Here is a 12,201-nt window from a genome sequence, read left to right as displayed (position 1 = left end):
CTCAAGCCCCTTCTTCGGCAGCCGGATGTTCCGGTTCCGCCCCTGCCGGCCAACGATCGGACAGATCGGTCAGCACAGCATCAAGACATTCCACATCAATCCGCAGATCGCCACCACCGGCGAACATCATAATCACCCGCCCCGAAGGCGCTTCGGTGGGTATGAAGTCCATGGCCAGCAGCTCCAGCGCCCCTTCGGGCGCGCGTGGCAGGCGGCGGCTCTTGACCGAATGGACATCGCCGAACTGCATGGCCGACATCACGCGCGTCTCGCCACACTCCCAGCAGAAGCGCGACAAGACCAGCGTCAGACGGCGTGCCTTGCGCTCCCAACGGATATCGACAGGACGCATAATCGCGTCCTGCAAGGCCGCAGACATGATCTGGAGATCGATAGCATCGGCGGCGAGCAGGCGCAGAGGCAGGGCTTCCGCCTTGCCTTGCACGCCATCATGGCTGTGCTGGTCGCCTATGCTGTCGATCTCGATAGTCATTAGTGCTCGGGACCTTCGCCCTTGATACGCCGGACGTCTGCACCGCAGGCCCCCAGCTTTTCTTCCATACGCTCGAAGCCGCGATCCAGATGATAGACGCGCCCCACCGTGGTTTCACCCTCGGCAGCAAGGCCTGCAATCACCAGAGACATCGAGGCCCGCAAATCCGTCGCCATGACCTGTGCGCCATGCAGGGCATTAACACCCCGCACGCGCGCCTCGCCTGCCGATACGGTAATATCGGCCCCGAGGCGCATCAGTTCCGGCGCGTGCATGAAACGGTTCTCGAAAATCGTCTCGTGAATCACGCTCTCGCCATCGGCCAGCGTCATCAGGGCCATGAATTGCGCCTGTAGATCGGTGGCAAAGCCCGGATAGATTTCGGTCGTGACATCGACGGCCTGCAGGCGCTGGGTCGGATCGCGACGGATCACGACATCGCCATTGGCTTCCTCGATCACCTCGACACCCGAACGGCGCATCGGATCGGTCAGGGCTGTAATCAGGTCGGCACGTCCCTTGGTCAGGCGCACCTCGCCGCCGGCCATAGCGGCGGCCAGAGCATAGGAACCCATTTCGATGCGGTCGGGAATCACCGACCAGTCCGTCCCCTTGAGCGAGGTCACGCCGGTAATCACCAGCTGGTCCGTGTCCAAGCCTTCGATCTTGGCACCCATTGCCATCAGGCAGCGGGCCAGATCCCCGATTTCCGGCTCCTTGGCCGCACGTTTCAGAACCGTGGTGCCATTGGCCATCACAGCCGCCAGAAGCGCATGCTCGGTTGCACCGACCGAAACGAAGGGGAACTCGATTTCCGCGCCTTGCAGACCGTTCTTGGCCGAGGCGGTCACATAGCCCTCTTCCAGCTCGATATGTGCGCCCATGGCTTCCAGAGCCATCAAGTGCAGATCGACGGGGCGCGCCCCGATGGTGCAACCACCGGGCAGCGACACCTTGGCCTCGCCGGTACGGGCCAGCAACGGACCCAGCACGTTGAACGAGGCCCGCATCTGGCGAACCAGATCATAGGGGGCAAAGGTCGATGTCAGTTGGCTGGCATCGAACAGGGTTTCCTGTCCGTCTGCGCCGTCGCCTTCGGTGACCTTAATGCCGAACTCGCGCAGCAACGCGCCCAGAAAGCGCGTGTCTGCCAGACGCGGCATATTGGTAAGGCGCAGCGGCTCCGGCGTCAGAATCGATGCGGCCATCAGTTTGATGGCGGAATTTTTAGCGCCACTGACGGGAATCGAGCCGCTCAGGCGATTGCCGCCGTGGATGACAATACTGTCCATGGGAACCTTCAGAACCAGTACCACTGTGGTCCGGTGGACTGGGTATCTAGCAAGCCCCGGACGCAGGTTGAAAGAGCTAGTTTTGATCCTTGGGTGCAGGACGGCTTGCAGCCCCCGGCATCTTGCGACGATGCAGGTTGGTTCTCAGCGCCGCAGCCAGCCGCAAAGCCCGCTGCTTCTTGAGATCAGACGCCTCTGGCGCAGCCTCGGCAGCAAGCTGCTTTGCCTCGTCATTTGCATCTACCGCTGGAGAACCGTTGATATCGTGATCTGACATATCCATCAGGATACCAGACATTGTGCAAAGATTTTGATCAAGCTTGCATTTTTACTCTTGCGCCCACCGAGAGTCGTTGGCTAAAAGCCGCCTCCTCAGCGAGACGCCGCCGTAGCTCAGTGGTAGAGCGCATCCTTGGTAAGGCTGAGGTCGGCAGTTCAATCCTGCCCGGCGGCACCATTCGGCCCTCTGTTTACCGACAGAGGGCCGGTCCATTTATGGTGTTGTCTCGTTGTTAAAACAGGTATGGTCCCCATACCGCCGTCGCCGTCGTAGCTCAGTGGTAGAGCGCATCCTTGGTAAGGCTGAGGTCGGCAGTTCAATCCTGCCCGACGGCACCATACAGGCCCCTGTGAAACCCACAGGGGCCTGTTCCATTTTACGGCCACGCTGAATTGGTTTCGCATTTCACCCGATGATTCTTCACCATCAGGGCCGCAAATGTGGAAGTTATTTCGACGCATCCCCCTCGCGCACACGCCGTTGTCCCGTTAGCTTCGCTCCATCGAATAGTTTTCGAGGTTTAGAGGGGGGCTTCGATGAAGCGTATTTTGCTGGCGACTGCGGCTATGATGGCCGTCGCTACACACGCCACGGCTTATGAGGCCGCGGAAACACCCGCCAAATGGGATGTCCAGACCCTGACGGGGCCGACGCGCGATGTCAAAATCGACGTCACCGAGGGGACCTGGATGTCGCTGGACGTCAGCCCTGACGGTCGCGAGATCGTCTTTGACCTGCTGGGCGACATCTATGTGATGCCCATCGGCGGCGGCGAAGCCCGCCCGATCGCATCCGGTGTCCAATGGGACATGCAGCCGAAATATTCGCCGGATGGCCGCTATATCGCGTTCACGTCCGACCGTGGCGGTGGCGACAATATCTGGGTGATGAACCGCGACGGTTCGGACGCACGCCAGATTTCCAACGAATCCTTCCGCCTGATCACCCAGCCGGAATGGACCCCCGACAGCCAGTTCATCGTCGGCCGCAAGCACTTCACCTCGTCGCGCTCGCTGGGCGCGGGCGAAATGTGGATGTGGCACCGCAATGGCGGCGGCTCGGGCGTGCAACTGACCGAACGCCGCACCCAGCAAAAGGATACGGGCGAACCCGCATTCTCGCCGGATGGCCGCTATCTGTACTACAGCGACGATACGACACCGGGTGGCGTTTTCGATTATTCGAAAGACCCGAACAGCCAGATCTACGTCATCCAGCGCCTTGACCGTGAAACCGGCCGCATTGCGCCGTTCGTAACCGGTCCGGGCGGCTCGATTGCCCCCACCCCGTCGCCGGATGGCAAGACCCTCGCCTTCGTGCGTCGTGACCGTTACCAGTCGGTTCTGTACCTGAAGGATCTGGAATCGGGCCGCGAGACGCCGCTTTATGCCGCGCTTGACCGCGACATGCAGGAAACCTGGGCCGTCCACGGCGTCTATCCGACCTATTCGTGGACCCCTGACAACAAGTCGATCGTCATCTGGGCGGGCGGCAAAATCCGTCGCGTGGATGCCGCCTCCGGCGAAGCCACCGAGGTTCCGTTCCATGTGAACGACACCCGCACCATCCAGAACGCTGTCCGCGCCTCGGTTGACGTGGCCCCCAACGAGTTCGACGTGAAGCAGGTCCGCTTCGCCAAGACCTCGCCGGATGGCACCAAGGTCGTGTTTGAAGCTCTGGGCCGCCTTTATGTGCGTGACCTGCGCGCCGATGGCACCGCCGGCACGCCGCGCCGCCTGACCCGCCAGACCGACAATTTCGAAAGCCAGCCGCAATGGTCGCGTGACGGTCGCAACATCGTCTTCACGACGTGGAACGATCAGAACCTCGGTACCGTGCGTATCGCCCCCGCCTCGGGTGGCGAAGGCCGCGTGATTACCAGCCAGCCGGGCCACTATGTCGAGCCGACCTTCTCGCCGGACGGCCAGACCGTTGTTTATCGCGCAGCAACGGGCGGTTATCTGACCACGCCGCTGTGGAGCATGAACCCCGGCGTTTATGCTGTTCCGGCACGCGGTGGTGACGCTGTTCTGGTCACCGCCAGCGGCAGCCAGCCCCAGTTCGGTGCCCGCAATGACCGCCTGTTCGTCACCGCCTCGGCGGACGGCAAGCGCGTCCTGCGTTCGATGGATATGGATGGCTCGGACAGCCGCGATCACCTGATCTCGGAATGGGCTGCAGAGTTCACCGTCTCGCCGAACGAGCAGTGGGTGGCATGGAACGAGCGTTTCAACGCCTATGTCGCACCGTTCGCCTCGTCGGGTCGCCCGATCACCCTGTCGGCTGACGGCAAGGCGCTGCCGCAAACCCGCATGACGCACGATGCGGGCAAGTGGCTGCACTTCTCGGCGGATTCCAGCGCCCTGCAATGGTCGCACGGCCCCGAACTGTTCCAGCGCAAGCTGTCGGACAGCTTCAGCTTCGTCGAGGGCGCACAGGCTACGCTGCCCAAGCCGCCGGAACACGGTATCCAGCTGGGCTTCAAGGCCCAACAGGAAGCCCCGCAAGGCTATACCGTCCTGACGGGTGCCCGCATCATCACGATGAAGGGTAACGAGGTGATCGAGGATGGCGTCATCGTCATCAACGGCAACCGCATCGAACAGATCGGCGCACGCGGCAGCGTAACCCTGCCTGCCGGTGCCACCACCCACGACATGGCGGGCAAGACGATCATTCCGGGTCTGGTGGACACCCACTGGCACGGCGGCGTCAGCGCAGGCGACATCATCCCGCAGCAAAGCTGGATCAACTACGCTTCGCTGGCCTTTGGCGTCACCACCCTGCACAACCCGTCGGCAGACACGACCAGCTTCTTCGCCCACAGCGAACTGGCCCGTGCCGGTCTGGTAACGGCACCGCGTATGTTCTCGACAGGCACCATCCTGTACGGGGCCACCACGCCGACCACGGCCGTCGTCAACAATATCGACGATGCCCGCAGCCACATGCGTCGCCTGCAGGCCTCCGGCGCCAACTCGGTGAAGAGCTATAACCAGCCTCGCCGTGACCAGCGCCAGCAGATCATTCAGGCCGCCCGCGAACTGGGCATGAGCGTCGTGCCGGAAGGCGGCAGCCTGTACCACCACAACATGTCGATGATTGTTGATGGTCACACCACCATCGAACACTCGGTGCCGGTTGCGGTCATGTACAATGACGCCATGCAACTGTGGTCGCAGAGCCAGACCGCCTATAACCCGACACTCGTCGTGGCCTTTGGCGGTGCGTGGGGCGAAATGCACTGGTACGAAACGACCGACGTCTGGAAAGACCCAATCCTGACCCAGTACGTCCCGCGTCCGATGCTGGATGCCGTTGCCCGCCGCCCGACCAAGGTGCCGGTCGAGGAACTGAACCACATCAACGTCGCGCGTGAAGCCACCAAGCTGAACAACCTCGGCGTCACCGTCCAGATCGGTGCCCACGGCCAACGTGAAGGCCTCGGCTCGCACTGGGATATGTGGATGTACCAACAAGGCGGCATGACCCCGATCCAGGCCCTCGCTGCCGGTACCATCAATGGTGCCAAGGCTCTGGGTATGGACCGTGATGTCGGCTCGCTGGAAGTCGGTAAACTGGCCGATCTGGTGGTGCTGGACGCCAACCCGCTGGAAAACCTGCGCAACACCCGCGAAATCAGCCACACCATGCTGAACGGTCGTCTGTACGACAACCACATGAACGCTGTGGGCGGTAAGGCCCGCCAGCCGTTCTGGTTCGAGGGCAATGCCGCAACCAATCCGGCCCATTCGACCACGGTCACGGAATCCGCTCTGGAAACCTATACCGAAGGCCACGGCCATACGCACAACTAGGGCGTAGGTCCGAACCAACAGAAAAGCCCCGATCCGCACTGGATCGGGGCTTTTTTATTGAACCGTCTAAAATCTGAAATCAGCCTTCGCTGACGGCACCGCGCAAGATCTGGTTACGGCGTACAGCGCGGGCTTTCAGCAGCTTCTGGATCACCAGAACCGCTCCCACCAGAACCACAGCCGCCACAGCCACAAACGTCTTGCCGTGGCCCTCGGCCAGATGGTGCAACCCCTTGCCGACCAGCCAGCCCGGAATCACCATGGCCAGCACCCAGACAAAGGCCGAGGTCACATTGGCCAGTTGGAAGGTACGGCGGCGCATCTGCAACACGCCCACCATGGTCGGCACAAAGGCCCGCAGCGGACCAAAGAAACGACCGATAAAGATCGAGGCCACGCCATAACGACGGCAATACAGGCGCGTCCACGCCACCTTGCGGCGATGGTTCTTCAGCAAACGGTGACGCAGCACCCGAATGCCCATGTGACGACCGATGGCGTAGGAAACGGCGTCCCCCAGCACTGCACCCGCCACACAGCCCAGAATAACATTGGCCGGATCAAGAATGCCGGTCGCGATCATGGTTCCTGCCAGAACCAGAAGTCCGGTCGCAGGTACAAAGGCCCCGATCACAAGCAGGGACTCTACAAAGGTAATAGACCCCAAAATCACTCCGGCCCACATCGCATTACGCGATATGAATTCGGCGACCGAACTCAACAAACTGTCCATTTTGATCCTAAAGGCGTCGGGAAACCCGACTTAGGGGCATCGCCCTCGCCTGCACATGCGGCTTAGCGCCGCCGACGCCATCCGTCACAGGTCAATTGGTCGGAGTATCCGCATTTTCCGATTTAGGGCTGACCCTGTGTCGCGGAATCCGCGATCCGTCGTCAAACGGGGAAACACTCTGGCCCGATGGCGTGGTCCACGCGCGGCGGCCCAGCCCACCCCATTCATTATAGGGATCGCGTGGATCCCAGAACAAACCGTCACGCCCGATAGGACGTTCGTACCAGCCATTCTTGGTCTGGCTGAAGCCGAGGCTGACGGTCGCGTTCTCGCCAACCGGAAGATCGACATAGCCCGAAACATGGCTGTAATCATGCGAGCCAATGCCCAGACTGACCTCGCCCGTCATGCGGCGCGGTTCTTCTTCGCGCCAGACCGGCATCTCGTCGCGGCGGGTATCATCCGACAGCCAGTTATCGATCTGCTGGGACGTGGTCAGTTTCAGGCTGGAACCGGCACCGATATTCTGGCCCGCCGATGAAACCGTCGAGGACGGGCTGGCCGCGACAATCGCCTCGGCGGGCATCCTGACAGAGCCACCGTCGCTGCGCGCGGTTGTGACCACAGCATCCTGATCGTTCGAGGGTGTAGATCCGGCCATAGAGCCGCTGAGCGCCAAGGCCGACAAAACAGAAATCATCATGGTCATTTCGCACACCTCGCACCGCTCTGCGGCCAGTTTACTCTACCAAAAACGGCCTTAATCAGGCGACACCGTCACCGCGTCCCAACGGATCGGGCAGCGCCTCTCCCTCGGGCGTAAAGCTTAGCGCTACCGAGTTGATACAAAAGCGCAAACCGCTGGGTGGCGGACCATCGGGAAACACATGGCCCTGATGGCTATCACAACGGCCACAGCGGGATTCAATGCGCGTCATGCCGTGGCTGTCATCGCGCACACCGACCACATGCTCGCGGTCCACCGGCTCCCAGAAACTGGGCCAGCCCGTGCCGCTTTCAAACTTGGTCGAGGATTTGAACAGTGGAAGCCCGCACTGGCGGCAACAAAACACGCCCTTGCGGCTTTCTCCCAAAAGGGTGCCACAGAAAGGAGCCTCGGTGCCGTGCGCCAGAAGAACACGCTTTTCCTCGGCATCCAGTCCGGCCTCCAGCCGCGCACGCTCTTCTGCGTCGGGCGGGGTCAGATCATAACCGGCTTGGGATTGGCGCGTCATATCGTTCATGCTCGTGTCACTCAAAACAGCTAGCCACGAACATAGGTATCCTGTCGCCCACGCGATAGAGCCAAGCCTGCTTAGGCCGCCCATCTCTCGATAACGTCATCAGAACAAAGCCCTATGGACGTTTACTCTCGCAAGCCCGTCACGCTAAGCCTCGCCATCCCTCGGACTACAGACGTGCTTACTTACGGTATGATTCCCCGTATCGAGATTTTCTGGCAATCCTCGCATCGCGTGGGCCGCACAGGTTTTGTGCTGGGCAGTGCTGTGCTGGTGGCCTTGCGGGCAGGTATCGATATGTGGGCCGTCCATGGTCTGCCGTCCTGGCTAGCCCTGCCCATGATTCTGGTGATCGGCTACAGCGCCATGTGCGTGCTTTCCTTGCGCCTGCATGACCGCGGGCGCTCGGGCTGGTGGGGCTGGCTTATTCTGCTGCTGTTCGCGCTGGCATGGCCGATGGCACAGGGCACCGCGCCGGATGTGGTTAGCATCGGGGCTGCTATCCTGCTGGTGACCGTATTTGCCGATCTGGCGCTTATGCCCGGCCAGAAGACGCTGAACCGCCACGGGCCGCCGCCTTCGCAGCGCCCGCTGTTCTCGTCCGTATCCTAAAGCGGCGGCTGGCCCGCAATGACAGGGCCGAAATGCTTCTGGAACGACGCCTTTAACGCATCGTCCGCATCATCCATCGACGCCAGAATCCCGAGGTCCATCAGGCTGGTCACGCCGTGCTCGGTAATACCGCACGGCACGATGCCGCCAAAATGGTCGAGGTCCGGTTCCACATTCAGGCTGATACCGTGGAAGCTGACCCATTTGCGGACCTTGACGCCAATGGCCGCAATCTTGTCCTCGCGTGCCCAGCCCGCGCCCTTGCGCTCGACCCAAACGCCGACACGGCCCTCGCGCATCCCCGCCTCGACACCGAAACGGTCCAGCGCGCCAATGATCCAGTTTTCCATCCCATGCACAAAGCCGCGCACATCGCGCCCGCGCTGCGTCAGGTCCAGCATGACATAGGCCACGCGCTGACCGGGGCCGTGATAGGTGAACTGCCCGCCCCGCCCCGTTTTATAAACCGGAAAACGGTCAGGCATCAGAAGGTCGTCCGCCTTGGCCGACACGCCCGCCGTATAGAGCGGTGGATGCTCCAGCAGCCAGACCAGCTCGCTCGCCTCGCCTGCCGCAATGGCCGCCACGCGGGCCTCCATAGCCGCTTCCGCCTTGGCATAATCGACATAGCCCGAAGAGGTCGCCCATTCGACGGGGCGGCCATCGGCACGCAGCAGCGGAGATTCGGCCATGTGAGATTCGGTGACGTCAGCGGACATATTTAACGGCTCGGAAAGCATAACGGGTTCAATGTGCCTTCAAGAACGGCAAGGCAAGGCCGTCTTTAATGTGGTGGGTGTTCTTACGTGAGCCAAATCGAAGCTGTCGATGTCGAGATTTCTGTCGTGCTGGGCCGTTCGGTCCTGCCGATGCAGCAATTGCTGCGTATGGGTCGCGGTGCCGTGATTCCCCTCGATGCCACAGAAAAGGACGAGGTCTGGATTCTGGCCAATAATCACCCTGTCGCGCGCGGCGAGATCGAGATTCGCGATGATCGCATCGCCATCACCGTCACCCGCACCGCCGATGTTTACGACTTTATGGCCGGTCAGGCCTGACCCCGTTTTCATAGCAACGGTTTTTATCAAAGACCAAAGCCCGCGTTTGCGGGCTTTTTGCTGCCTTTTGTGCCGAACGGGCGAAAATCATACCCGGCCAGCGCATTTTCGGCTTTCCTTTTTCAAAAGGCTCGACTATTCAACCGCCTCCGATGCGAGCGGTCGTGGCGGAATTGGTAGACGCGCAGCGTTGAGGTCGCTGTGGGGCAACCCGTGGAAGTTCGAGTCTTCTCGACCGCACCATTGAACAGACAGGACGAATCTCGGCTACTACCAAGCTGACGACTTCATTTCAGAGAGGCACCCGACGTGAACAACACGGACCCCGCCAATCTGATGCCTGTTCTGACTTCTTCTGAAAATCAGAACGACACCCTCGGCTCCGTAATGGAAGCCGAGGATCATGTCGCTCTGGGCGATGACTACGCCCTGACAGCCAGCTTCGTCGAAAAGGTGGTCGATGCCGCCGATACCGGCGACGGCATGCGCCTGCGTAGCCTGCTCGAAGACCTGCACCCTGCCGACGTCGCCGACCTGATGGGCTTCCTGACGGCCGAGCACCGCGCCGTTGTGGTCCAGTGGCTGCCGCCCGAACTTCTGGCCGAAACCCTGCCGGAAATGGACGACGGTATCCGCGAGGAGGTGCTGGAACGCGTTCCGTCCGGCGTACTGGCCGAAGCCCTGCAAGAGCTGGATTCGGACGACGCGGCTGCCGTTGTCGAAGACCTCGAGGACGACCAGCGCGAAGAAGTTCTGGCGGCCATGCCGGAAATCGACCGCGCGGCTATCGAATCCTCTCTGGGCTATGGCGAGGACACTGCCGGTCGCCTGATGCAGCGCGAATATATGGCGGCGCCACAGTTCTGGACTGTGGGCGACACCATCGACCATGTTCGCACCCATGGCGACGACCTGCCCGAGCTGTTCTTCAACATCTATGTGGTGGACCCGCTAAACCGCCCCGTCGGCGGTGTCGCCATCAGCCGCCTGCTCCGCGCCAAGCGCGAGGTGGCCCTTACCGACCTGATGGAGCCGGTGAACGAGATCATCGTTGATGTCGATCAGGAAGAAGTCGCCTATATCTTTGAAAAATATCACCTGATCTCGGCACCTGTCGTCGATGCTGCCGGACGCCTCGTCGGTCAACTGACCGTCGATGACGTGGTGAACATCATTCAGGAAGAAAACCGCGAGGACATTCTGCGCCTCGCCGGTGTTAATGACGAGGACCGTTCGTCCTCGGTGCGCGAGATCGTGCGTTCGCGTGTGCCGTGGCTGGGCATCAACCTGTTCACCGCCATTCTGGGCGCGGCGGTCATCGCCGTGTTTGAAGGCACCATCCAGCAGATCGTGGCTCTGGCCGTTCTGATGCCGATTGTGTCGGCGATTGGCGGCAATGCCGGTACACAGTCTCTGGCCGTGACCGTGCGGGCGCTGGCCACGCGCGAGCTGAACTCGTCCAATGCCCATCGTACCTTCCGTCGCGAACTGACGGTTGGCTTGCTGAACGGTCTGATCCTGTCACCGCTGGTCGGTGTAGCCGCCGGTCTGTGGTTCTGGGACTGGCGTCTGGGTGCCGTGATTTCGGCGGCCATGGTCATGAACATGATGGTGGCGGCAACGGTCGGGGTTCTGACGCCGGTGACGCTCAGCAAGCTGAAATTCGACCCTGCCGTGTCGTCCGCCGTGTTTGTGACCGCCACGACCGATTTCTTCGGCTTCCTGATCTTCCTGGGTCTGGCGACCGCCATCCTTCTGTAAATACAGACAAACCGTCTGCGTCCCGAAACGGCGTCATGCAATGGAACAGGGTTTGCTGTTCCCCATACGAAGCCTGTCTTTGAGTTTCGTTTTGGATCATTTCGTGCCGAAACCCGCACCCCGAACCCGACGCAAACTGTCCCGCGAGGGGCTGTTGCTGATTAAAAGCTTCGAGGGTTTTCGCCCTTGCGCTGTATCGCGTCGCGACGGCACCCTGACGATCGGTTACGGCCACACCCAAAGCGCCCGCGAAGGCATTTCCATCAGCGAGGAAGAGGCCGAGCTGTTGCTGATGCACGACCTGATTCCGGCGACCCATCTGATCCACACCCAGATCAAACGTCCGCTGAACCAGAACCAGTTCGATGCTCTCGTCAGCTTTATCTACAGCATCGGCCCCGAGCGGTTTGTGAAAACCGGCATACTGGACCTTATCCGCAAGGGGCGCATGGCCGAGGTCGCCACTGTTCTGGCCAGTATTCCCGACCGCCAGCAACCGCCCGTCGATACCCCCTATCGCCGGCGCTGTGCCGAACGCGCCCTGTTCGAACGGGCCGACAAGCCGACACTGGTCCAGTTGCTGCTGGCCCCGATCAGCCGCCCCGACAAATCGGCCGTGGTACCTGATGATGCCGTTCTGGGCGTCACAGGCGTCATGCGTCACGAAAACCTACAGCCCCTTCACACACGACGTGCGCCCGAAACCCGTGGCGATCTGGGCACTGTGGTGCTGCTGGCAGCGGTCGGCGTTGTCGTGTCTCTGGCCGCCTTTATGGCGTTCCAGCACGGAGCCAGCGTGCCGGTATTGGAAAGCCACGGCCTGTTGATCGCCGGATCGCTGTGCCTTCTGGGGATGGTGCTGATGGGCGGGGCGGTCTGGCTGTTCTCGCGCGCGCCCAAAGCCCTCTGAGAA

At 61.3% G+C, this 12,201-nt stretch carries 12 protein-coding genes and 3 tRNA genes; 8 read left to right on the top strand and 7 right to left on the bottom strand.

The genetic code is table 11. The features are described 5' to 3' along the window. Position 1 precedes the first annotated feature (1 nt). The 3 genes from FHS64_RS06525 to FHS64_RS06515 all read right to left on the bottom strand — a co-directional run bounded on the left by FHS64_RS06525 (position 2) and on the right by FHS64_RS06515 (position 2,083). Positions 2 to 493 carry a DUF2948 family protein gene (locus FHS64_RS06525; RefSeq protein WP_167176993.1) on the bottom strand — a complete coding sequence of 164 codons (492 nt, stop codon included), beginning with the start codon at positions 491 to 493 and terminating at the stop codon, positions 2 to 4. After that, on the bottom strand, positions 493 to 1,785 hold the full coding sequence (gene murA, locus FHS64_RS06520) for a UDP-N-acetylglucosamine 1-carboxyvinyltransferase (protein ID WP_167176991.1): 1,293 nt from the start codon (positions 1,783 to 1,785) through the stop codon (positions 493 to 495). The genes FHS64_RS06525 and murA overlap by 1 nt, the downstream gene beginning before the upstream one ends. Before the next feature lie 76 nt (positions 1,786 to 1,861). After that, complete coding sequence (locus FHS64_RS06515) at positions 1,862 to 2,083, bottom strand: hypothetical protein (protein ID WP_243862836.1); 222 nt, start codon at positions 2,081 to 2,083, stop codon at positions 1,862 to 1,864. Between the two features lie 84 nt (positions 2,084 to 2,167). Here FHS64_RS06515 and FHS64_RS06510 point away from each other — a divergent pair. From FHS64_RS06510 to FHS64_RS06500, 3 genes are all read left to right on the top strand, one after another. Then, positions 2,168 to 2,242 (top strand) — tRNA-Thr (locus FHS64_RS06510). Between the two features lie 86 nt (positions 2,243 to 2,328). Next, positions 2,329 to 2,403 (top strand) — tRNA-Thr (locus FHS64_RS06505). A 198-nt stretch (positions 2,404 to 2,601) separates the two neighbouring features. After that, positions 2,602 to 5,883 (top strand): amidohydrolase family protein, encoded by a 3,282-nt coding sequence (locus FHS64_RS06500; protein ID WP_167176989.1) that lies wholly within the window; start codon positions 2,602 to 2,604, stop codon positions 5,881 to 5,883. 79 nt (positions 5,884 to 5,962) lie between these two features. On the opposite strand, the gene FHS64_RS06495 is transcribed toward FHS64_RS06500, so the two are convergent. From FHS64_RS06495 to msrB, 3 genes are all read right to left on the bottom strand, one after another. Further along, positions 5,963 to 6,556, bottom strand: coding sequence for a DedA family protein (locus FHS64_RS06495; protein WP_341771120.1), 594 nt, complete (start codon positions 6,554 to 6,556; stop codon positions 5,963 to 5,965). A 151-nt stretch (positions 6,557 to 6,707) separates the two neighbouring features. Next, entirely contained in the window at positions 6,708 to 7,325 is a 618-nt protein-coding gene (locus FHS64_RS06490; RefSeq protein ID WP_167176984.1) for a hypothetical protein, read from the bottom strand. Positions 7,326 to 7,380: 55 nt separating this feature from the next. Continuing rightward, complete coding sequence (msrB, locus tag FHS64_RS06485; RefSeq protein WP_167176982.1) at positions 7,381 to 7,860, bottom strand: peptide-methionine (R)-S-oxide reductase MsrB; 480 nt, start codon at positions 7,858 to 7,860, stop codon at positions 7,381 to 7,383. A 189-nt stretch (positions 7,861 to 8,049) separates the two neighbouring features. Between msrB and FHS64_RS06480 the strand changes: the two genes are divergently transcribed. Then, positions 8,050 to 8,469 carry a DUF805 domain-containing protein gene (locus FHS64_RS06480; protein WP_167176980.1) on the top strand — a complete coding sequence of 140 codons (420 nt, stop codon included), beginning with the start codon at positions 8,050 to 8,052 and terminating at the stop codon, positions 8,467 to 8,469. Here FHS64_RS06480 and lipB read toward each other — a convergent pair. Next, positions 8,466 to 9,209 carry a lipoyl(octanoyl) transferase LipB gene (gene lipB, locus FHS64_RS06475; protein WP_424945233.1) on the bottom strand — a complete coding sequence of 248 codons (744 nt, stop codon included), beginning with the start codon at positions 9,207 to 9,209 and terminating at the stop codon, positions 8,466 to 8,468. The two genes, FHS64_RS06480 and lipB, sit on opposite strands and share 4 nt — an antisense overlap. 66 nt (positions 9,210 to 9,275) lie before the next feature. Here lipB and FHS64_RS06470 point away from each other — a divergent pair, with 66 nt between their 5' ends. From FHS64_RS06470 to FHS64_RS06455, 4 genes are all read left to right on the top strand, one after another. After that, the gene (locus tag FHS64_RS06470) at positions 9,276 to 9,527 is read left to right on the top strand and encodes a FliM/FliN family flagellar motor switch protein (RefSeq protein ID WP_167176976.1); all 252 of its coding nucleotides are present in this window, start codon (positions 9,276 to 9,278) and stop codon (positions 9,525 to 9,527) included. A gap of 158 nt (positions 9,528 to 9,685) precedes the next feature. Beyond that, positions 9,686 to 9,770 (top strand) — tRNA-Leu (locus FHS64_RS06465). 66 nt (positions 9,771 to 9,836) lie between these two features. Further along, positions 9,837 to 11,288, top strand: a complete 1,452-nt coding sequence (mgtE, locus tag FHS64_RS06460; RefSeq protein ID WP_341771100.1) for a magnesium transporter — start codon at positions 9,837 to 9,839, stop codon at positions 11,286 to 11,288. Positions 11,289 to 11,442: 154 nt separating this feature from the next. Further along, on the top strand, positions 11,443 to 12,198 hold the full coding sequence (locus FHS64_RS06455) for a lysozyme (protein ID WP_167176975.1): 756 nt from the start codon (positions 11,443 to 11,445) through the stop codon (positions 12,196 to 12,198). Positions 12,199 to 12,201: the final 3 nt, after the last annotated feature.

Source organism: Brevundimonas terrae, assembly GCF_011761985.1.
Classification (GTDB): Bacteria; Pseudomonadota; Alphaproteobacteria; order Caulobacterales; family Caulobacteraceae; genus Brevundimonas; species Brevundimonas terrae.
Note: the sequence above shows the minus strand (reverse complement) of the source record. Positions and strands in the feature narration are given on the sequence as shown.